The following is a 19,946-nucleotide window of genomic DNA, read 5'->3' on the forward strand; positions in this document are numbered from 1 at the left end:
TTGATAGGAAATCGTGCGGCTTCTGCCCTTGATAAAAGTCAAGTTTTTACTTTTAAATCAAACCGATACGCTACTTTGGGTGCGACATTTCGTCCGCTTCGTCCTCGTCATCATCGAGGAGGATCCGGTGCGCTGCGCCTTCCAGGTCATCATACTGATTGTTCCTGAGGCTCCACAGGAAGCCGGCAAGACCGGCAAGGCCCAGTGTGAGGGCAATAGGGATCAGATAAAGCAGTATATCCATTTAGCCATCCTTGCGCAAATTGAGCCGGAAAGCATTCAAAATCACAACAAGCGACGAACCCGACATGGCCACCGCCGCCACCAGTGGCGTCACGAAGCCAAGCACGGCAGCCGGAATGGCGATAACATTATAGATAGCGGCCAGGGCGAAATTTTCCTTCACCAGCCGCGTGGAAAAAACAGCATGATCATAGGCCGTCAGCACAGGCCTGAGCCGGTCACCCTGAAAGACAATATCGGCGGTATTCTGTGTGATGTCGATCGCACTGGAAGGCGACATGGACACAGCCGCCGCAGACAAGGCCGGGGCGTCATTCAGCCCGTCGCCGACCATCAGCACGGTGCGGCCGCTGTTCTTCAGGTCCGCCAGATAATCGCATTTACCTGCCGGCCTCACACCCGCTTTCACCTTATCAATGCCAACAGCCGCGCCTACTTCTTGCGCCACTTCCGGCCGGTCGCCGGACAACAGATGCACATCAAGCCCGCGCGCCTTGAGCGCCGCGACCGTCTCACCCGCATCAGTCCGCAATTGATCGGCGAACTGGAAACGGGCCTTGGGCACACCGTCCACCGCCAGCCATAGCTCAAGCACGGCATCGCCTTCACCGGATGTCCCGCCACACCACGCTCGACTACCAAGCCTGACCTCAGTGCCGGCCACCTGCGCCTCCATGCCGTGACCCGCCACTTCCTGAGGGTGGACCTCTGTGACATCGCCGTCATAGGCATCTCTAAGGGCCCGTGCGAGCGGATGCTTGCTGTGAGCCGCAAGAGACGCGGCAAGCGCGAAATCCCCGGCCGAGGCATCATGATCCTTCAGTTCCGGGTGCCCGACGGTCAGGGTGCCCGTCTTGTCAAACACCACCGTATCGATGCCTGTCAGCTTTTCGAGCGCGTCACCGGATTTCAACAGCACACCGGCCCGCATCAGCTTGCCGCTGGCCAGCACCTGCACCACAGGGACAGCAAGCCCAAGCGCACAAGGGCACGTGATGATCAGGACCGTCACTGCGTGCAGAAGCGATTCCTGCCACGGGGCAGACATGAGAAGCCACCAACCAATGAAGGTCAGCGCGCCCATGGCGTGCACAACGGGGGTATATAGCCGCGCCGCCTTGTCCGCCAGCCGGACATATTTCGCCCGGCCCTGCTCTGATGTTTCCATCAGCTTGACGATCTCGCTCAGGAGGCTTTTTTCGCTGGCTTTGGAAACCCGAACCTGCAGGGGTGCCGACAGGTTCACCGTGCCGGCGAACACTTCCGACCCCTCGGAAACGACTTCCGGCACAGTCTCGCCGGTAATCAGCGACATATCGACAGCGGAGGCACCGCGTTCGACAACCCCGTCAGCCGCAATCGATTCGCCAGTCGCCACAAGAACAAGTGTGCCCGGCTTCAATTCCTTGATCGGCACCTGGGTCACCTTGCCGCCTTCCAGCACCGTCGCCACACCAAAAAGGCGGGATAAAAGCTTTGATGCCGACTCGCGCGCCTTGCCTTTGGCACGGGCATCCAGATAGCGGCCGATCAGCAGGAAGAAGAGCAACATCACGGCGCTGTCGAAATAGACATGCTCACCCTGGCGCAAGGTTTCCGATATGCTCATGACACACGCCAGAATGACGGCGAGCGAAATAGGCACATCCATATTGGTATGTTTTTCCTTCAGAACCGCCCAGGCAGACCGGAAGAAAGGTTGGCCGGAATAGATAACGGTCGGCAGGGCAATCAGGGCAGACACCCAGTGGAACAGTTCCTTTGTTGCAAGCCCCATGGTCTCTGAACCTGTGGACCACAGGCCGATCGAGATCAGCATCATATTGCCTGCTGCAAAACCCGAAACCGCGATGGCGCGCAGAAGCGTACGCTCCTGACTGGCGGCCACGGTATCGTTATCATTGAGGGCATGCAGCTTATAGCCAAGCTTGGTCACAACACTGCCGAGCGTGTCGCCGCGTTCGCGCGGACCGTCCCATGTTACGGTCAGTCGCTCGGTTGACATATTAACCCGGGCGCCTGTCACGTCCGGTTCAGACGCCAGGGCATTTTCGATCAAGCGAATGCAGGAGGCACAGTGAATGCCTTCCACGCCCAGTGAAAGCGTATAGCTGCCATCTTCATTATCGTGGGCGAGCAGGGAATATGCGGCCTGATTATCAAGCGTGCTGGCGGCAGCGTGTGCGGCCTCACACCCCGGGCAACAAAAGTCTGCGCCGCCGCTGGTTTCGGTGCCGCACTGTTTGCATAGCGTTACTTCGCAACAACTACCCGTTTTGCTTGCTGATACTGCTTCTGTTGCCATTCGACAAAAATCCGTACTTCCCACTGGCCTGGCTCGGGGAAACTCACCGCGGCTTCGTATGTACCGGCGCCCGACTGTTCCAGGTTCAGCTCAAAATCCATTCCAGCCTGTGTTGGACGGCTGATCTCGGCCCGGACCGATGCACCATCGATGAACCGTGATTCGGCGTCGCTGAGGGTAAGCATAAGGCTGGAGCCTGCTACAAGGTCAAGCTCTGTCTGCCACCCAAGCGCATCCTGCTTTTCGGCGGCGGCTACAGTCTCATTATAGCGCAACCCTTCCTCATACGCATGTTCGGTGACCACGCCTGGGTGAGTACTGGTTGCCAGATAGACAAAAATTCCGTCCAGAATGGCCAACACCACGAAGAAGCCGACGATGGACCAGGGAATCCAACGGCTGCTTTTCTCAAGCTCTTCTTTGGTCATTGCAGTCATCCTATTGCCTCCTGCTGGCAAAATGGCTGTCGACAGCAACAGTCTCGCCCGCCTCATTGCCCGTAGCGCCCACTTCTTCAATGATAAATCGGAAGTTCTGTCGAGCGGGTTTTTGTTTCGGTGCCGTTACAAACACACGGAAATGCCCAACACTGTCGGCAAATACATGAAGATTGTCTACCTGTACGTCACCTGCCCCCTGGGCGCGGATAGTCGCGCCTTCAAGGCCTTCGACAGACAGCCGGAAATATTTGTCGTCATATGACTTGTTCAAAATCTTGACGTTATAGCCATTGCGTACAGTGCCATCAGACAGGGGCACAAACAGCGGATTCCGATCATGCAGCACATGTAGGTCAACAGGCGCCCGGTTGATCAGGGAATAAAGCATGACACTCCCAACCACAGCCAGGATAGCCATGTACCAGAAGGTGCGAGGCCGAAGAAGGTGGGTCTGCACTGTCTTTTCAATCAGGCCAGACCGGCGCTGTTCCTGATTGTGGGTGGTGTCATAGCGGATCAGGCCACGTGGCAGGTCAACCTTGTCCATAATGTTGTTGCAGGCATCCACACACAGGCCACAGGCAATACATTCCATCTGCAAACCGTCGCGGATATCGATCCCCATTGGGCAGACCTGCACACAGGCCGTACAGTCGATACAATGACCGCGCCCTTCCCAGCTTTCGCCTTTCTTGTGCTTGCCGCGTTTCTCACCGCGATCCTCGTCATAGGTGATGATCAGCGTATCCTTGTCGAACATGGCCGACTGGAAGCGCGAATAGGGGCACATATACATGCATACCTGCTCGCGGGCGAACCCGGCCATCAGGTATGTGGAAAATGTCAGGGCCATGATCCAGCCCAGGACCGACATGGGCACATCCAGGTGAAGGATATGTTCAAGAAGCGTTGGCGCATCATTGAAATAGAAAACCCAGGCACCGCCCGTCAGCAGCCCGATCAAGAGCCACAGGGAATGGGTAACCAGCATTTTCCAGATCTTGCCCAGGGTCCAGGGCGCCTTTTTGAGTTTCATACGCGCCGCGCGGTCACCCTGTACGATCCGCTCCACCCACACGAACAGGTCGGTCCAGACGGTCTGCGGGCAGGCATAGCCGCACCAGACCCGGCCAAACAGGCTGGTGACAAAAAAGAGCGCCACCGCCGCCAGAATGAGGATGCCCGTCAGGTAATAGACTTCCTGCGGCCATATCTCGATAAAGAAGAAATAGGCACGCCGGGCAGGCATATCGATAAGGATAGCCTGGTCCGGTGCGTGCAGCCCCCTATCCCACCGGAGGAAAGGTGCAAGATAATAGATGGCCAGGGTAATGACCATGACCACCCATTTTACCTTGCGGTATTTTCCCCATACACGCTTTGGGAAGATGCGCTCTTTCTTTTCAAAAAGCTTGATAGGGGCTGCACTGTCACTCATCGGAAGATGCTCCTGTTACTCTTCGCCGCCACCCAGCGAATGCACATAAATGGCAAGCTGCCGGATTGTGCTTTCGTCAAGACGGGCAGCCCATGCAGGCATTACACCATGCTTCGGCCGACGTATCTGTGACATGATGTCCCCCTTGGTGCCGCCATAAAACCAGATGGCGTCTGCAAGGTTCGGCGCACCGAAATCACGGATGCCGGTGCCGTCCATGCCGTGGCATGCCGCGCACTGCTGCTCAAAGAGTTCTTTGCCAGGACCATCATACCCCGACCCCGAAGTGAAGCTCAGCACATAATCGGAGATATCGCTGATTTCCTTGGTGTTCAGCATGTCGCCAAAGGCGGGCATTTCGGAGTAACGGGTTTCGTCGTGCTCGCCGCGAATGCCGACCCGAATGGTTTCATGGATCGTATCCACATCACCACCCCAGAGCCAATCATCGTCCAGAAGGTTCGGATAGCCAGCAGACCCGCTACCGCCAGTCCCGTGACAGGTGGCGCAATTGTCCTTGAAGGCAGATGCGCCGCCAGCAACAGCAAAGGCATAAAGTTCTTCATCATCTCTGATTTCATCAAAAGATGCAGCATTGAAGCGATCCAGATATGCACCACGGCGGGCCACGATCTCTGCCTGGCTTTCTTTCAGCTGTTCATACTGCGTCCAGCCTAACTTGCCCTTTGTGCCACCGCGTTCGCCGTCACCCGACAGGGTTGGCCAAGCTGGGTACACCACCCAGTAACCAATGGCCCAAACGATCGAAATCAGCAGGACAATCAGCCACCAGCGTGGGGCCGGGTTGTTCAGTTCCTTGATGCCATCCCATTCGTGGCCGGTGGTTTCAACACCGGTGAAGTCATCTTTCTCAATGTTGTTGTCGCTCATGCGTCGTCCCCTTCAAGAGGAATGAATCTGTGGTTTTCGATGACCTGCTTCTTGCTTGGACGGAACGCCCAGTAGGCAATCCCGCAAAAAGCAGAAAAGAAGAAAAGGAGCCCGGTCATGCCGGCGTTGTCAGAGACCCAGTCGATCATTCGCCGCTCCTCTTCGTGCCGTCATGGGTATAATCCTTCAGCTCTGCCATCGTTCCAAGCACCTGCAAATAGGCAATCAGGGCATCCAACTCGGTGGTATTGGCGTTGCCATCGAAGTTGCGCATGTTCACCTTGGAATAACGTTCAGCCAAGCCGTCGTGATAGTCACTCTCGTCCTGGGCCTGTGCCATTGCGTCATTATAGGCGTTGGCGATCTGCTCGTCGGTATAAGGCACACCAACCATCCGCAGCGCTTCCAGATCCCTGCCGATATCAGCCAGGTTAACGCCTTTTTTCGCCAAGTGTGCGTATGCGGGCATGATGGATTCTGGCACCACATCCTGCGGACGCGTCATGTGCTGGACGTGCCAGAGATCGGAATATTTGCCGCCCACACGCGCCAGGTCTGGGCCTGTACGCTTGGAGCCCCACTGGAACGGGTGATCGTACATGCTTTCCGCCGCCAGCGAATAGTGGCCGTAGCGCTCTACTTCGTCGCGAAGCGGACGGACCTGCTGGCTATGGCAGTTGTAGCAGCCTTCGCGCAGGTAAACGTTGTAGCCCGCAAGTTCGAGCGGCGTATATGGCCGCACGCCCTTTACCGGTTCAATCGTGGTTTCCATACGGAACAGTGGCACGATCTCGATGATGCCCCCGATGGAGATGGTGATCACAACAAAGATCAGCATCAGGATCGAGTTTTTCTCAAGCGCAGTATGTTTCTTAAGCATGCGCTGCCTCCTCAGACTTCAGGCTGCTTGCAGGAACGGTGTCCCCACGGACAGTTTTGATGAGGTTGTAGACCATGATCAGTGCACCAGTGAGGAACAGGATGCCGCCCAGCGCCCGGATCAGATAAAATGGATGCATCGCCATTACGGTCTCGACGAAGCTGTACTCCAGGAAGCCCATGCTGTCATAGGTCCGCCACATCACGCCCTGCATGATGCCGGACACCCACATGGCCGCGATATAGAGCACGATACCGATGGTGGAGACCCAAAGGTGGGTATTCACCAGCTTGAGCGAGTAGAGCTCTTTCTTGCCCCAAAGCTTTGGCACAAGGTGATAGATCGCACCGAAACTGATGAAGGCCACCCAGCCCAGCGCACCAGAGTGCACGTGACCGATTGTCCAGTCAGTATAGTGGCTGAGCGCGTTGACTTCCTTGATCGACATCAGCGGCCCTTCGAAGGTGCTCATGCCGTAGAAGGCAAGCGAGATGATCATGAACCTGAGGACCGGGTCCTCGCGCAGTTTGTGCCACGCACCAGAGAGCGTCATCATGCCGTTGATCATGCCGCCCCAGGAAGGCATCCACAGCATGATCGAGAAGGTCATGCCAAGGGTCTGCGCCCAATCCGGCAGCGCTGTGTAATGCAAGTGGTGCGGCCCCGCCCAGATATACATGAAGATCAGCGACCAGAAGTGCAGGATGGACAAGCGGTAGCTATAGACCGGACGCCCCGCCCGTTTCGGCACGAAATAATACATGATCCCCAGGAAGCCTGCAGTCAGGAAGAAGCCCACAGCATTGTGGCCATACCACCACTGGATCATTGCGGCCTGTACGCCACCCCACAGCGGATAGGATTTGGCGCCCAGAAGCGATGTCGGGATGGAGATGTTATTCACCAGGTGCAACACGGCAACCGTTACGATGAAAGCCAGGAAGAACCAGTTGGCCACATAGATGTGCGGCTCGCGGCGGTTCTTCAGTGTCATCAGGAACACCACCAGATAGGCCACCCATACAAACGTCAGCCAGAGGTCAGCGTACCATTCCGGTTCGGCATATTCCTTACCCTGTGTCACCCCTGTGACATAGCCAAGCGCCGCGATCACGATAAAGAACTGATAGCCCCAGAAGGTGAACTTGGACCAGCCATCGCCCCAAAGCCGGGTACGGCAGGTGCGCTGCACCGAATAATAGCTCGTGGCAAACAGGACGTTACCGCCAAAGGCGAAGATAACGGCTGATGTGTGAAGCGGACGCAAGCGCCCAAAGGTAAGATATTCACCGAAGTTGAGAGCGGGGAACGCCATCTGGAGTGCGATAAACACCCCGACCAGGAACCCCACCACGCCCCAAAATACCGACGCGATCGTGAAAAGCTTCACGATATCGTCGTTATAGTTCGGTTTTTCTGAAAGCATATTCATGTTTCCATCCTTAAAAAACCATGCTGCTGGCTATGACAAACAAACTGATACTATTAAAGACCATCACACCGCGAACGGCCGTGGCCATGTGACGGGGCCAGCGCTTACGTGCAAACCGTCCCCCTGACCCAATAAGGAAAAGCGCGGGCATGGTGCCCACGCAAAAAGCGCCCATGGCCATCGCGGCCGCAAGCGGTTCGGCAGTTGCTGCAACTGCCGTCAGCGCTGCAGCCAGAAGGCCACAAGGCAAAAATCCAAGAATAACACCGAGCGCATACCGGTGAAAAACCGAAGGCGCTTCAAAGAAAGGCCGGGCGGCGCGCCCAACCATGGCGCCCATGCGCCCAAGAAACCGGCCCAGCACAGGGGGCCACACCCTGGTCTTCATGCCAGGAAAGGCCGCCGCCAGGAACAGAACCGCAGCAAGACAAAGCAAGCTCACGGTAATCGTCCGCTGAACCGGAATCTCAAAGAGATAACCAGACAGGCTGGCGGCCAGCGTGCCGAGAATCATATAGGTGGTCATCCGACCGAGGTGATAGGGGAGCAACAGGCCACCGGCGGCGCGCTTCAGGCGCCTGTCCTGCCCATCGTGCTGGCTGCCCGGCCCCGCAGCACCTACCTGCGCAAGCACAAACGGCCCGCACATGCCGACGCAATGCGTCAGACTGCCCAGAAGCCCGCCCAGAAACAGGGTAACCATAACGCTGCCATGATCTGTTATGGCAGCCTGGCAATATTGGATAAAAAGCTCCACCCGCGTTGCCTTTTGTATTTAACCAAACATGCCGTCAACATACCGATTTCTTCTGTCGGCATATTGACAAATGTCAAATACTGGGAACTCTGCGACAGCATGTCTCACTTTTGCTGCCAGTTACTCGAAGCAAGAGGGTGGGATTATGCCAGCAAGGCGGGAGCGGGGCAAGGAGCCTGCATGCTCCGCCCCGAAATTTCTTTTAGAATCAGAGACCTATAAAAGGCTGAACCATGCGCCCAACAAGGCTGTGCAGCCGGATGGGGGCATCTGTGACCACAAGGCAAATACAGTCTTCACCTTCATCAATCATGGGGCGGTGATCGGTCACGTCACTGTCCGCCAGCTCGAGCAACCCCGGGGCATAGCACTTGTCGCCGACATGATAGCTGCCGCGCAGCACAAGTGTCATCTCCAACCCCTTGTGGTCATGAGCTGGCATCTTGGTGCCGCCCCGGGCGCGCAGGAGCCAGAGTTTTTCACCGTCCGGGCCTTCGGCCAGCTTATGCTGGTACATGCCGGGACCCATCATGCGCCACTTGAGATCGTCAAGCGGCTTGTCCAGGTAGGACCGGAGAGATATCGGCAAGTCCGCATCGGAGGTCAGGCTTACGGCCGAGGCTTGTTCTTCAGCCTCAGAAGGAACATCAATCAGCGACATCAGGTCGTCAAAGGAACTATCGACCCTCACTGACGATGCATCCTGACCATCCAGAAGCGCCCCGCCAACAGCTTCCGCATCGGCAACCCGCGCTTTGAGGCCCGGATGATAAGCCACATGACTGGCCACCAGCAGTGCCCGTTCGTCCGACAAGGCACCCGCCGCATAAGAAACCAACCATTCATCTGGGATAAGCCCGTACTGCTGCGTCATCCCGTTTCTCCTAACTCACTTCGCATGGCGCCGAACGCCAATCTGATTCTTGATTTAACCGTTCCCAGAGGTAGCGACAATTTCTCGGCAATCTGGGAATGGGACAGTTCTTCGAAAAACGACAGGTGGATAACCTCCTGATATTTCGGCTTCAGCCCCGCAATTGCCTTTGAAACCATTTCTGCCGTCTGGTTTTCCATCACAGGCCGATCTGTCTCGTCATCTGCCTGCATATGGTGCAGGTGATCATCGGCATTCACTTCGGGATATTTGGCGCGACGCCGAAAATCGATGAAGGTGTTTCGGGCAATGCGGAACATCCAGGTAGACAGCTTGGCCTTGTCGCTTTGGAATTGGTGTGCCTTGCGCCAGACCTTGATCAGCACCTCCTGCATCAGGTCTTCTGCAACCTCCGCAGTCACGCCCATCGACATCAGATGCGCCTTCAGGCGCGGCGCATAATAGGTGAACAAGACCTTGAAAGCAGCCTTGTCCCGATGCTCTGCAACCCGGGCCATCAACTGCTCGTGCGGCAGGCTTTCCATATCTGTTTCAGTACTGATATCCACCACCCCTGTTGAGCGTGGACGACCAGCATCAGCCCCATGCTCACGGTTATATTTCCCAACCATCATCGGGAACATTAACGCGAGAATCGGGTTGTGACCAGCCTCGTCAATATATTGCGCCTGTGCTTTCATGCTTGTGTTACGCACCCTGGCCAAGACCGGATCACACAAGCGCAACGAGAAAAGAAAATCGGCCCCAAAATGCTAAACGCCCCACCATACGGCAGGGCGTTCGCTCTGTTTCCAATTTGGGCCAGAAGGGCTAACTTCAGGAGTGAGCTTCACCCAATGTATTGGCACGAACAATAGCCGCGGCCTCTGCCAATACCGCCGGGTCGCCAATATGATTCGCGAGCAACAGTATGAGCTTTGCATTCGCTTTCTCGCTTTGCTCGTCGCTCATATCGCGGTGCATGTCCGTCAGGGCCTGATACACATCGTCATGCTCTTTCAGGTTCTGCGTAAGGTTCAGTGACGCCATATCAACTCTCTCCCAAATTCGCGGTTGCCAGGTCGCGCGCCCGCCGGATCTTGCCAGCGTCCAGCTGCTTCCACCTGGCAGTGACATATTGGTCAGGCCGGAAAAGATAGGTGCTACCCTCTTCTGCCCCGAGCCGAGCGGCCAACAGCCCCGTGTCGTCATTAAGCACGGGGAAATCTTCATCTTCGCCGGTGCCTACCAGCAGCACTTCTACCGGGATAGTCTCATCCGAAAGCGCCTTCAGGCTTGCCCGCACCTGTGGATCGAGCCCAGCCTGGCCGGTAAAGATAACGGCCTTGAACTGCCAACCGAGTTGGTTGATGAACCACCCTGGTTCGCCGTCCACCACAATCGGCGCATCTATGGAGTTGGTTCCCGGCGTCACGCCACCGGCCCATGCGTCCTCGTCCGGCGTATTCAGGCAGGACTGCGGGTAAGGCACTGGCATGGACAGCCTGCCTGAGTTCACAAAGCCCCGCACACAGGGCTGGTCTTTTGCAAGCTCAAGCGTTGCATCCCGGAAAACCATGGATGCCCTGCTTTTCGGCGTGATGAAATCCGTTGAGCGGGTGGAATTGAGGATGTTGATTTCGGCTGCCAGCGTACGCTCTTCATCATAGCTTCGGATCAGGCCTTCCCCGGCCTTGCCACGCAGGACAAGGTCCAGCTTCCAGGCCAGGTTGTCGGCGTCCTGGAAGCCTGTGTTGGCACCACGCGCCCCAAAGGGAGATACCAGGTGCGCTGAATCGCCGGCAAAAACCACATGGCCATGGACCATGTTTTTCACCTGCCGACAATTGAAGGTGTAGACAGAAATCCATTCATATTCGAACTCGATATCGTCGCCCAGCATCGCCTTGATCCGCGGCGTGACATTTTCGGGTTTGACGATTTCCTCGCGATCGATATCCCACCCCACCTGAAAGTCGATCCGCCAGACATCATCCGGCTGCTTGTGCAACAGCACCGACTGGCCGGGGTTGAAAGGCGGGTCGAACCAGAAGTGCCGTTCGGTTGGCCGCTCCGCCTTGAACTTGACGTCCGCGATCAGGAAATTGTCCCTGAAGGTCTGCCCTAGGAATTCCATGCCCAGCATTTTCCGCGTTGGGCTGTGGGCGCCGTCGCAGGCAACCAACCATTTGGCCGCCAACCTGTAGCCCCCTTCTGGGGTCTCAACCTGGACTTCCACGCCATCCGGGCCGTCAGTAATGCCGGTAACTTCATTGCCCCACCTGATATCCACATTATCCAGCTTCTCAAGCGCTGCAATGTTGAACTCTTCATTGTAATATTGCTGGATGTTGATCATCCCGGGGAATTTCTGGTCTTTCTCCGGCAGCAGATCGAAGCTGTAAACCGGCTCTGGGTCATCCTTGAAAAACACCCTGCCGATGTTCCAGCTGACTCCTTTTTCCACCATGGCTTCACCAAAACCCAGGCGGTCCATGATCTCAAGCGGTCTTTTGGCGTAGCAGATGGCCCGCGAGCCATCTGAAAGCTGTGTCCCCCGGTCAACAACCACAACGCGGTGCCCCCGAAGTCCAAGATCAAGCGCGGTCGCCAAGCCAATCGGCCCGGCACCAACCACCAGAATGGCCGTGGTTTCAGTTTCACCGCTTTTCACACTTGCAGGAACTTTGGCCGGGAATGAAGGGGGTACATATGGCATCAGATTGTCCTTACCGGGAAAACCCTGTTGTTAGTCCTGCAATTGAGCCCAGACCTCGCGGTCCCGCTCTGCCGTCCAGATGCGGGGCCAGTCGGTACCTTCGAACTCATCCCACAGGCGCTGTACGTTAAACGGCAGGCAGTGCTCGAAGATCGGCCAGGCGCCGAACTTAGGCTCAAGCGCTTTATGGGCCGCCTCAAAGGCATCCTTCAGCGTACCACCGTTCTTGTGGGCGCCGCCCACTTCGCGGATCATGGTCTTGAGGAACTCGCGCGTTTGTTCGATCGCCGCATCGACTTTGTCGCGGCCGTGCGCCACAGCCCCACGGCCACCGATCAGCGCTTCCGCGCCGTAAGCCTTGACCTTGTCTAGCGTGTCAGAGGACCAGTCCATATGGAAGGCGTCACCGGTGTAGAGCGCCGCTTCCGCTTCCACCAGGTCACCTGCAAACAGGATTTTCTGCTTTGGCAGCCAGGCGACAATGTCACCGGCTGTATGGCCACGGCCGCAGTGCTCAAGCACAAGGGTGCCGCGGTCACCGCCCAGTTCAATCTCAAGCCGGTCATTGAAGGTGATGTCAGGATACGTAAGGCCCGGAATGGAATCAGGCTCCTTGAACAGCCGTGGCATACGGCCAAACTCGCTGTCCCAATCTTCCTTGCCGCGTTCATTGATCAGAAAGGCCGTTTTTTCATGGGCGATAATGGTTTCCGCCTCAAATGCAGACGCCCCCAGAACGCGCACCGCGTGATAATGGGACAGCACAAGATATTTAACGGGTTTCTGGGTATGCTCGCGCAGCTTCTTCAGCCATTCGCCAGCCGCAACAGGTGTCGCCCGGGCCTCAAACGCGACGAGGAAATCCTCCCCTTCAATGGCCCCGATGTTCGGGTCGCCTTCCGCTGTCAGTGCATAGACACCGTCGGCCAGCACCTCAAGTGTCTCAACTTTTTCACCTAAATCCGCCGATGAAGCAAAAGCCTTCGCCATGCTTGTCTCCTGTAGTTTTGCTTTAATCAGTTATAATCGAATTCTAATGTGCTGCCTGTCCCTTCGCCATGGGACAAACAGCTGCAACCGACGCCTTATGAGGCGCGCCTGTTCCTGAGGCACAGCGAAAACAGCTCATTCTGTGACGAGATATTCAGCTTCGCATAGGCCCTTTTCCGGTAGGTTGCGACACTTGTGGGCGCGATATCAAGGTCCAGGCCGATCCCGGCCGTGGTAAAGCCCAGAAGAATGCGTTCGCACACCTGTTTTTCCCGCTCGGTCAACACGTCAAAGGCCGCAACGTCAGACGACACCATATTATGCACTATGCTTTTGCGAATGATGTTTTCGCTGCCGTTATCCTGGAATACAAGACCCCGCGCCTTTGAGAGCTCATAATGCTTGGCGACAAGGGCCGTCACCAACGGCATGACCGCACAGAGGGCATCCCATTCATCGTCGGTGTATGTGTCTGAGCCCGCCAGACGGTAGAAATTGCAGTAAACCTTGCCGTCTTCCACCTTGCCCACAGCCGCGGCTTTGTCGATCAGGCCGCTACTATCGAAGAAATGGTTCTTGTAGGCCGGATCATAGCCCTGGCTCATGCCCTGACGGCGCTCCAGCGTATGGTATCTTTTATTCTCCAGCTTCTGGATGTCCTGATAGTTCGGGTCTTCCGTGTGAAACTTTTCGACATAGGCGCGCGCCAGCTGCTCGGCGGCATCTGCTGGCATTCTGCTGTGGGTGAACAGATGACCTGCCTCACCGCTGTTGGTGTAGGTAAAGACTACGCAGTGATCCACGGGCACGACAGCTGACAGGAAGTCGATCATGCGGCCTTCGAAAATCTCCTCCCCCACGGCGCGGGTAAGCTTGGCCACCTCAGCCAGCAGGTCGGCAGTGGCCGGGCAGTTTTTCACAAGGTTCGCAAAGTCTGTTCGTGTAGTCACATCTAATGTCCTGAAGGTTTGGCGATATCGGCCCCCAATTCAGATTCGAGCAATTGGCGGTCAAATGTTTCCCTATCCGCACGGGCCTGACCGGACCGATCAAAGTAGGAAATAACCATGACCAGAAGGAACGTGATCGGCATGCTTATGACCGTCGGATAGGTGTAAGGGAAGAGCGCTTCTTCATATCCAAGAGCCGCCACCATCACACCGGGGCTGGCCACAATCAGCCCCACGCAAAGCGCAAGCCCCAGATACCCGCCCCAAACAACACCGCGGGTTGTCAGGCCTTTCCAGTAGAGCGCCAGAAGAATGATCGGGCAGTTCACACTTGCCCCGATGGCCAGCGCGAGAGCTGCTGTCACGGCGACATTCTCGCCCTCGAAAGCGAGCCCCAGGCAAATGGCCAGTACGCCGATGGAAATGGTTGCTGCGCGTGTCACATAGACTTCGCGCTCATCAGACAGTTTACCGTCTGAGAAAACCTGAGAATAAAGGTCATGCGCCACAGTCGCCGCGCCTGAAAGCGTGAGGCCAGCGACAACAGCAAGTATGGTCGCGAAACAAACCGCTGCCATGAAGCCATAGACAATATCGCCGCCTGCAATGCGGGAAAGATGGATGGCCACCATGTTGGCGCCACCTATGAGCGACCCGTCTTCTCCAAAAATGGCTGGGTCAGTTGCAAGCAGGAAAACAGCACCAAGGCCGATGATGAGAATTAGGATATAGAAATATCCCATGATGGATGTGGCATAAAAGACCGATTGCCGCGCGTCGGCTGCATCTTTCACGGTGAAGAAGCGCATCAGGATATGCGGTAGGCCCATGACCCCAAAAGCCATGGTCATGGCAACGGTGGCCACAGCGACGGGGTCGCCACCAAACCAGCCTGTGGTGCCCAGTATCCGCTCGCCAAGCGGACTGATTTCCGCCGCCTGTGTCATCACACTATCCAGGGAAAAGCCTGTAGTCTTCATAATGGCATACGTCAGATATGTGCCGCCCAACAGCAAAAGGCTGGCCTTGATGATCTGCACCCAGGTTGTTGCGACCATACCGCCAAAGGCCACATAGATTGTCATCAGGAGGCCGACAATCAGCACGGCCCACATATAGTCAATGCCGAACAGGACCTGAATGAGCGTGCCCGCGCCCACCATTTGCGCGATCATGTAAAAGATCACGATACAGAGCGAAATACAGGACGCCATGACCCGAACCGGCTTTTCCTCCAGCCTATTGGAAAGAACATCAATGAAAGTGATGCTGCCCAGGTTCCGGAAGCGTTCCGCAACGATCATCAGAATGAGCGGCCAGCCCACCATAATCCCAACGCCAAGAACAAAAGCATCCTGCCCACGGAAATAAATAGCGCCCGTGATGCCGAGGAACGTGGCTGCCGACATGAAGTCACCAGCAATGGCCATGCCGTTCTGCCATGGCTTCAAGCCACCGCCAGCCACCAGGAAATCCCGTCGGGAATGGACCCGCTTGGCGGCCCACCAGGTAATCAACAATGTTGTAATAACAAAACAAATGAACGTAGCGACAGCGGTAATATTGAGGGACTGGCCCTGGCCCGCCGACGAAGCGTATGCGCCAGAAGTGGCCGCTTGCACTGCGGAAAAAATCAGAAAAGAAGCTAACGCCTTTAAACTTGAAAGAATATTCTTACTCATCAGGCTCCCCCCGCTTGATATGTTCAACATGGGGATCAAGGTGATGTCGGCACCACCAAGTGTATAGTCCTGAAACAGCTACGCCGAGTATGACCATAATCACCGAAACAAGAAACACCGGTATGGTGGCGCAGATGCACCCATCAAACTGATGCTCCAATATTGAGGCTCTAGTAGACTGCCTTCAGATGCAATGTCTGGAGGAATGTATGACTTCCTATACTGTTACGTCGCTGGTGGATCGGCGACGGGAAATTATGCGAGAGCAAGCTTGGCTTCATCGTGAAATCAAAGCCACCGAAGAGGCAATAGTTCACATTGATGCAGTCATCCGGCTTTATGATCCAGGCTACGACTTCTCGCAGCTGAAGGCAAAGAGGCCAGTTACCGAGGATGATGTCTTCCGGCCAGGTGAAGTGCCGCTGCTGGCTCTGGATTTCTTACGCAACGCCTCAGAAGCAGTTTCAACAATAGACCTAGCCAAACATCTGTTGGAGCTGAAAGGATCTCCCCGGCTTTCGCCAAAGCGCTTCCAGTCTCTGTCGGCCAAGATACATGCGGCATTGCAGACGCAATTTCGCAGGGGAATTGTTGAAAAGGCAGGCCAGAGCCGCACACGGTCTATTTTATGGAAAATCAAGCGTCAGTAGATTGGATCGCGTCGCTATACTCAAAGCGCGCTGAGCTGGAAAACAGGCTGTCATACCTTAAAAGCCTGGTGGTGGAATCTGAGTGCGTCCCTGAGCCACCCAATCGCCGCCCAGAAGGCGAATTCAGGTACCTTGAACTGCCTGTCAAACTGGACAGTGTCATGCGCGAGCGTGCAGGCCCAATCTCTACGACTGAGCTTACGAACCTTTTGGTGTCCGATCGGAAGGTTGATGAACAGACGTGGATGCTGACGAACCGGAATGTATCGAGACTTCTGAACTCAAGGGTGAAGATGGGAATGGTTCGAAAACTGGGGCGCGTACAGGGAGCTAATGGAGCTCTTTTGTGGGAATGGATTGAGTAGGGCAATGAAATGCCTTGATCTCCGCGAGCGTCATGCTCTTGCCGCCACTGATCCAGTGGTTCAGATAGAGACGAACATCATGCATGCCCTCTTGGCCATTCCGAAGCATGTGTTCAAGTGGCGAAATATCCTCAAAGCCCGAGTTTGAGCGGGATACCCAGCCATAGTAATTATTTGGGTTTGTGAAAATGGTACGCAGGTCGGTGTGAGTTCCCAGCATGTAGGAAACCCGCATGAGGGTGTCGTTTGATATTTCGCCAACGTCGCCCGCTCGCCACGCTTCAAATTGCTCTGCATCGGCTTGGCCCAGAAGGGTCATAAGGGTGGCATCAGAGATGTTCCATTTCTCGGCAAGCCGGAAGCACATTTTAATGCCCACCTTGTTCCGGTGAAATTTGTCTTTAGGCTTCTTGCTCATAGAAATTCCTCGATGCAGCTTTCAAAATTCAGATTAGCTATACCGCTCGTTTCTGCCAATAACCGATCCAGGTGCGGCTTGCAGGCGTTGCAAGCGCCATTTCCGTGACCTCAGAGAAGACAGTTCCATTGTCCACCCGTTTGCGATCAGAACGGTACGCAATCTCACTAGCGTATTGGCTCAAATAGCGGTTAGAAATCCGGTGATACTGGCCAATCTCTGCACGGCGCATGCGGGCATGGAAGCTTTCGGCCTGGTTGGTGCAAGCAATGCCATCTGAATACGACCAGCGGTGATTGATCCGATAAACTTCATAGCGGGCATGCAGCACATCATAGGCCCCATGCTCGTCGGCAAAGACAACACTGTCTTGAGCGATGTGCTTGCGGGCAATATCCAGCACGTCATCCGTGTTTTCGGAAGGGATAACTTTGGTAACTGTTGCCCCCCCGCGTTGCACAAGGGTCAGCACACATTTCTTGCGACGCTTTTTCGAAGGCTTACGGCCTTCACGTCCGCCGTTTGATGGACGAACATGGCCACCATAATAAGCACCATCAATCTCAACTTCACCGGACAAAGTAATATCAGACCGCGTGCCATCGATGGCTTCCCTAAGTTTATGCAGCAGCACGAAGGCGGCTTTATAGGAAATGTCCACATCGCGAGAAACCTGCAGTGCTGAAATACCCTTCACCGCGTTCACAAACAGAGCAATGACAGCAAGATAATCGCGAAGCTCAAGTTTGGCGCTGTGAAAGATCGTGCCGCTGGTGATGGAGAACTGTTTACGGCAGGCCGCGCATTTGAACCGGCGGCGGGTTTTAATGAGATAGCATTTATCGTGACCACAATGAGGGCACACCGCTTCGCCTTCGGTGTCTGGCCAGCGAAGCATAGCGAAAGTGGCGAAGGCTTCATCTTCGCTCATACGCATCACTTCCTTTACAGAAAGAGTGCGGGCTTTCGCGCTTTTTAGGAAGTGCTGTGGCACTGGCCTGTTGTCCCTAGCGTCATCATTATTGATGACCCCAACATACCGCTTCAAAACAGGGCTTGCAAGCGAAAATGTCATCAAATATGGTGACGTTTGTTTTTGCATTGTATGGAGCCTTCTATGGGGGACTTAACGGACGAACAATGGCGGGAAGCATTACGTCTTTGGCTGAAAGCGAAGCTGGCAGAGAAGGGAATGGGGCTTCCTGAGCTGGCAAAGCGACTGGCTGACATGGGTGTTGAACTGGATCGGCGGACCCTTTCAAACAAGTTGAACCGGGTATCCTTTACCGCTGCGTTCTTCTTGCAGGTACTTGAGGCACTGGGCGAAGAAGGTTGCGAGCTCAAGGATATCGCGACTTACCTTCAGTCGTCAGAGTCCAGGAGTTGATACCGTTGTCCGTTCGCCTTTACCAACCCGCGCTTCATTAGCCTTTCCAGCACATCTTTGACCGTGGGCCTGAGCAAATCATGCCCTCTGGCACGCGCCCATTTTATTATGCTGGTAACTGACATCGAACCGTTAGCTTTCAAAGCTTCGATAACAGGCCCTTGGGTTGGCTGCTTTTTGATGCGATATGCTGTGCTGGGTCGAGAACCAGAATTGTCATTGGAGACAAAAGCGTCGCCATCCAGGGCAGCCGCAGCAGCGAAAAGACCGTCGGAAAGACCATTGGCATAACTAGAGGCGTTTTGGGCCTCTTGAGCCATTTCCAGAAGTACAGCGGCGAGCTGCTTTGGATCAATTGTCATTTGAACGCCCCCTTCGTTTTCGCTCGTCACGAATAGCTCTGGATACAGTCCATTGCATGACGCCAAAAAGGTGGGCGATTTCTTTTTGTTTAAGGCCTTCTTCGGTATGCAACCGATACATTTCGGCCTTTTCTGGGGGCGAGACTGAGGGTTTGGGCGGCATTGATGATCAGCTCCCATGATCTGCATAATTGAATCATTGAAATAGCAGACAATATATGGAAGCTTCGTGCACCTGAGGGTTGGTTGAAGCTTTCATGCATAACCTGCCTATGCCACCTAAGGCGTTGCTGCGCCTTAGGTGGTTTTTATTTTCCGGCTACGTTCTTCAAATTCACTACATTGCTTTCCTCGCGGTACCAGAGGTCTTTGGTTGAAGTCTTATGTCGTGTGGCGGCACCCTTCTCTTCCAATTTCGTGAGCTGCAGGTAGACAGCTTGTTGAGATGGATGAATGCCATGTTTAGCACAGCGCTCGGCCAATTCAGCAGTGGTTGTCGCCTCAGATGGAGTCGTCGGGAGTAGCTTCGGAAGTATCTGCCACTCTTCTGTTGAAATGCGGTTCCGCCTGGTGCTTGAATCGGATTTCTTGGCTTTTGTTGAAGCAGCTTTTTTCTTCTGCTTAGGCGCAGGCCGTTTTGATTTCTCGGCGGGCTTTGACGCGGCTTCTTTAGCAATAGCCTGGTCGTATTGTTTGACGGTCTTTTCGAGGTAGGCGTATTCCACTCGCAACTTATCCTTTTGGGACACAAGGCCATCCTTAGTCGCCAAGATTTCACTCAAACGCTTGTCAACGGCACCAATCTGCTGGTCCATCAAACTCATTTGATGATTCAAGATTCTCATCTGTTCTAATACGAACTCTCTCATTGATCTGGGAGGCTCCTTAGTTAACGATTGATCGTATAAAACACAGAAAGTTATGAGTGAGGAACCCCCTATTTTATGCAGAACGGAGGCTCGCTCGCTGATCTAAATTGGCATAAAACATATGTTTTTCCTATTGTAAGCCTGAAATCCCTTGAGCCTCATTACTCCGGGCCTAATCCCGATATACAATTTTGAGTGAGGCCGGATCGCCGTAAGCGGTGATTTTCCCCCACGTCTATATGGGAGCCAGTGACGCTGCTCTCAATCGGGCTATTGTGTTCACACCGGGTGGAG

At 55.0% G+C, this 19,946-nt stretch carries 22 protein-coding genes; 2 read left to right on the forward strand and 20 right to left on the reverse strand.

Annotation, left to right across the window (positions count from 1 at the left end):
- Positions 1-70: 70 nt before the first annotated feature.
- From ccoS to ACFO5Q_RS16670, 16 genes are all read right to left on the reverse strand, one after another.
- Positions 71-244, reverse strand: coding sequence for a cbb3-type cytochrome oxidase assembly protein CcoS (ccoS, locus tag ACFO5Q_RS16595; protein ID WP_068146600.1), 174 nt, complete (start codon positions 242-244; stop codon positions 71-73).
- Positions 245-2,548, reverse strand: coding sequence for a heavy metal translocating P-type ATPase (locus tag ACFO5Q_RS16600; protein ID WP_068146603.1), 2,304 nt, complete (start codon positions 2,546-2,548; stop codon positions 245-247).
- Entirely contained in the window at positions 2,497-2,985 is a 489-nt protein-coding gene (locus ACFO5Q_RS16605) for a FixH family protein (RefSeq protein WP_068146606.1), read from the reverse strand. The genes ACFO5Q_RS16600 and ACFO5Q_RS16605 overlap by 52 nt, the downstream gene beginning before the upstream one ends.
- 1 nt (position 2,986) lies before the next feature.
- On the reverse strand, positions 2,987-4,426 hold the full coding sequence (gene ccoG / locus ACFO5Q_RS16610; protein ID WP_082719817.1) for a cytochrome c oxidase accessory protein CcoG: 1,440 nt from the start codon (positions 4,424-4,426) through the stop codon (positions 2,987-2,989).
- Between the two features lie 15 nt (positions 4,427-4,441).
- A complete protein-coding gene (gene ccoP, locus ACFO5Q_RS16615) occupies positions 4,442-5,317 on the reverse strand; it encodes a cytochrome-c oxidase, cbb3-type subunit III (RefSeq protein WP_068146610.1) in 876 nt (291 codons plus the stop codon).
- On the reverse strand, positions 5,314-5,466 hold the full coding sequence (locus tag ACFO5Q_RS16620) for a cbb3-type cytochrome oxidase subunit 3 (RefSeq protein ID WP_082719818.1): 153 nt from the start codon (positions 5,464-5,466) through the stop codon (positions 5,314-5,316). Before ACFO5Q_RS16620 ends, ccoP begins: the two co-directional genes overlap by 4 nt.
- Entirely contained in the window at positions 5,463-6,197 is a 735-nt protein-coding gene (gene ccoO, locus ACFO5Q_RS16625) for a cytochrome-c oxidase, cbb3-type subunit II (RefSeq protein WP_068146613.1), read from the reverse strand. The genes ACFO5Q_RS16620 and ccoO overlap by 4 nt, the downstream gene beginning before the upstream one ends.
- A complete protein-coding gene (gene ccoN / locus ACFO5Q_RS16630) occupies positions 6,190-7,629 on the reverse strand; it encodes a cytochrome-c oxidase, cbb3-type subunit I (protein WP_068146617.1) in 1,440 nt (479 codons plus the stop codon). The genes ccoO and ccoN overlap by 8 nt, the downstream gene beginning before the upstream one ends.
- A 10-nt stretch (positions 7,630-7,639) precedes the next feature.
- Positions 7,640-8,386: a sulfite exporter TauE/SafE family protein gene (locus tag ACFO5Q_RS16635; protein ID WP_068146620.1), complete on the reverse strand. Its 747-nt coding sequence runs from the start codon at positions 8,384-8,386 to the stop codon at positions 7,640-7,642.
- A 208-nt stretch (positions 8,387-8,594) separates the two neighbouring features.
- Positions 8,595-9,260: a ChrR family anti-sigma-E factor gene (locus ACFO5Q_RS16640; protein ID WP_068146633.1), complete on the reverse strand. Its 666-nt coding sequence runs from the start codon at positions 9,258-9,260 to the stop codon at positions 8,595-8,597.
- A complete protein-coding gene (locus ACFO5Q_RS16645) occupies positions 9,257-9,961 on the reverse strand; it encodes a sigma-70 family RNA polymerase sigma factor (RefSeq protein ID WP_068146635.1) in 705 nt (234 codons plus the stop codon). The genes ACFO5Q_RS16640 and ACFO5Q_RS16645 overlap by 4 nt, the downstream gene beginning before the upstream one ends.
- A gap of 136 nt (positions 9,962-10,097) precedes the next feature.
- Complete coding sequence (locus ACFO5Q_RS16650; RefSeq protein ID WP_068146644.1) at positions 10,098-10,310, reverse strand: DUF2783 domain-containing protein; 213 nt, start codon at positions 10,308-10,310, stop codon at positions 10,098-10,100.
- A gap of 1 nt (position 10,311) precedes the next feature.
- The gene (locus ACFO5Q_RS16655; protein ID WP_068146646.1) at positions 10,312-11,979 is read right to left on the reverse strand and encodes an FAD-dependent oxidoreductase; all 1,668 of its coding nucleotides are present in this window, start codon (positions 11,977-11,979) and stop codon (positions 10,312-10,314) included.
- A gap of 30 nt (positions 11,980-12,009) precedes the next feature.
- Positions 12,010-12,969, reverse strand: coding sequence for an MBL fold metallo-hydrolase (locus ACFO5Q_RS16660; RefSeq protein WP_068146648.1), 960 nt, complete (start codon positions 12,967-12,969; stop codon positions 12,010-12,012).
- Positions 12,970-13,064: 95 nt separating this feature from the next.
- Positions 13,065-13,919, reverse strand: coding sequence for a LuxR C-terminal-related transcriptional regulator (locus tag ACFO5Q_RS16665; protein ID WP_068146650.1), 855 nt, complete (start codon positions 13,917-13,919; stop codon positions 13,065-13,067).
- A gap of 2 nt (positions 13,920-13,921) precedes the next feature.
- Complete coding sequence (locus ACFO5Q_RS16670; protein ID WP_082719819.1) at positions 13,922-15,601, reverse strand: sodium:solute symporter family transporter; 1,680 nt, start codon at positions 15,599-15,601, stop codon at positions 13,922-13,924.
- 209 nt (positions 15,602-15,810) lie between these two features.
- On the opposite strand from ACFO5Q_RS16670, the gene ACFO5Q_RS16675 reads away from it, so the two are divergent.
- Positions 15,811-16,251, forward strand: coding sequence for a hypothetical protein (locus ACFO5Q_RS16675; protein ID WP_068146656.1), 441 nt, complete (start codon positions 15,811-15,813; stop codon positions 16,249-16,251).
- A gap of 330 nt (positions 16,252-16,581) precedes the next feature.
- On the opposite strand, the gene ACFO5Q_RS16680 is transcribed toward ACFO5Q_RS16675, so the two are convergent.
- Both ACFO5Q_RS16680 and ACFO5Q_RS16685 read right to left on the reverse strand, forming a co-directional pair.
- A complete protein-coding gene (locus tag ACFO5Q_RS16680; protein WP_068146657.1) occupies positions 16,582-17,034 on the reverse strand; it encodes a DUF2384 domain-containing protein in 453 nt (150 codons plus the stop codon).
- Positions 17,035-17,071: 37 nt separating this feature from the next.
- Positions 17,072-17,971, reverse strand: coding sequence for an IS1595 family transposase (locus ACFO5Q_RS16685; protein WP_231727193.1), 900 nt, complete (start codon positions 17,969-17,971; stop codon positions 17,072-17,074).
- A 180-nt stretch (positions 17,972-18,151) separates the two neighbouring features.
- On the opposite strand from ACFO5Q_RS16685, the gene ACFO5Q_RS16690 reads away from it, so the two are divergent.
- Positions 18,152-18,421 (forward strand): DUF6471 domain-containing protein, encoded by a 270-nt coding sequence (locus ACFO5Q_RS16690; RefSeq protein WP_068146660.1) that lies wholly within the window; start codon positions 18,152-18,154, stop codon positions 18,419-18,421.
- Here the strand turns inward: ACFO5Q_RS16690 and ACFO5Q_RS16695 are convergent.
- Positions 18,397-18,783, reverse strand: coding sequence for a helix-turn-helix domain-containing protein (locus ACFO5Q_RS16695; RefSeq protein ID WP_068146664.1), 387 nt, complete (start codon positions 18,781-18,783; stop codon positions 18,397-18,399). The genes ACFO5Q_RS16690 and ACFO5Q_RS16695 overlap by 25 nt on opposite strands.
- Before the next feature lie 308 nt (positions 18,784-19,091).
- Positions 19,092-19,652 (reverse strand): hypothetical protein, encoded by a 561-nt coding sequence (locus tag ACFO5Q_RS16700; RefSeq protein ID WP_068146667.1) that lies wholly within the window; start codon positions 19,650-19,652, stop codon positions 19,092-19,094.
- Positions 19,653-19,946: the final 294 nt, after the last annotated feature.

The sequence above is a fragment of the Kordiimonas lipolytica genome, from assembly GCF_042651265.1.
In the GTDB taxonomy this organism is placed as follows: domain Bacteria; phylum Pseudomonadota; class Alphaproteobacteria; order Sphingomonadales; family Kordiimonadaceae; genus Kordiimonas; species Kordiimonas lipolytica.

Bases quoted from the DNA above. Each gene is read 5' to 3' on its own strand.
- ccoS (WP_068146600.1), bottom strand. From the start codon at position 244: ATGGATATACTGCTTTATCTGATCCCTATTGCCCTCACACTGGGCCTT.
- ACFO5Q_RS16600 (WP_068146603.1), bottom strand. From the start codon at position 2,548: ATGGCAACAGAAGCAGTATCAGCAAGCAAAACGGGTAGTTGTTGCGAA.
- ACFO5Q_RS16605 (WP_068146606.1), bottom strand. From the start codon at position 2,985: ATGACTGCAATGACCAAAGAAGAGCTTGAGAAAAGCAGCCGTTGGATT.
- ccoG (WP_082719817.1), bottom strand. From the start codon at position 4,426: ATGAGTGACAGTGCAGCCCCTATCAAGCTTTTTGAAAAGAAAGAGCGC.
- ccoP (WP_068146610.1), bottom strand. From the start codon at position 5,317: ATGAGCGACAACAACATTGAGAAAGATGACTTCACCGGTGTTGAAACC.
- ACFO5Q_RS16620 (WP_082719818.1), bottom strand. From the start codon at position 5,466: ATGATCGACTGGGTCTCTGACAACGCCGGCATGACCGGGCTCCTTTTC.
- ccoO (WP_068146613.1), bottom strand. From the start codon at position 6,197: ATGCTTAAGAAACATACTGCGCTTGAGAAAAACTCGATCCTGATGCTG.
- ccoN (WP_068146617.1), bottom strand. From the start codon at position 7,629: ATGAATATGCTTTCAGAAAAACCGAACTATAACGACGATATCGTGAAG.
- ACFO5Q_RS16640 (WP_068146633.1), bottom strand. From the start codon at position 9,260: ATGACGCAGCAGTACGGGCTTATCCCAGATGAATGGTTGGTTTCTTAT.
- ACFO5Q_RS16645 (WP_068146635.1), bottom strand. From the start codon at position 9,961: ATGAAAGCACAGGCGCAATATATTGACGAGGCTGGTCACAACCCGATT.
- ACFO5Q_RS16650 (WP_068146644.1), bottom strand. From the start codon at position 10,310: ATGGCGTCACTGAACCTTACGCAGAACCTGAAAGAGCATGACGATGTG.
- ACFO5Q_RS16655 (WP_068146646.1), bottom strand. From the start codon at position 11,979: ATGCCATATGTACCCCCTTCATTCCCGGCCAAAGTTCCTGCAAGTGTG.
- ACFO5Q_RS16660 (WP_068146648.1), bottom strand. From the start codon at position 12,969: ATGGCGAAGGCTTTTGCTTCATCGGCGGATTTAGGTGAAAAAGTTGAG.
- ACFO5Q_RS16670 (WP_082719819.1), bottom strand. From the start codon at position 15,601: ATGAGTAAGAATATTCTTTCAAGTTTAAAGGCGTTAGCTTCTTTTCTG.
- ACFO5Q_RS16675 (WP_068146656.1), top strand. From the start codon at position 15,811: ATGACTTCCTATACTGTTACGTCGCTGGTGGATCGGCGACGGGAAATT.
- ACFO5Q_RS16680 (WP_068146657.1), bottom strand. From the start codon at position 17,034: ATGAGCAAGAAGCCTAAAGACAAATTTCACCGGAACAAGGTGGGCATT.
- ACFO5Q_RS16685 (WP_231727193.1), bottom strand. From the start codon at position 17,971: ATGCGTATGAGCGAAGATGAAGCCTTCGCCACTTTCGCTATGCTTCGC.
- ACFO5Q_RS16690 (WP_068146660.1), top strand. From the start codon at position 18,152: ATGGGGGACTTAACGGACGAACAATGGCGGGAAGCATTACGTCTTTGG.
- ACFO5Q_RS16695 (WP_068146664.1), bottom strand. From the start codon at position 18,783: ATGACAATTGATCCAAAGCAGCTCGCCGCTGTACTTCTGGAAATGGCT.
- ACFO5Q_RS16700 (WP_068146667.1), bottom strand. From the start codon at position 19,652: ATGAGAGAGTTCGTATTAGAACAGATGAGAATCTTGAATCATCAAATG.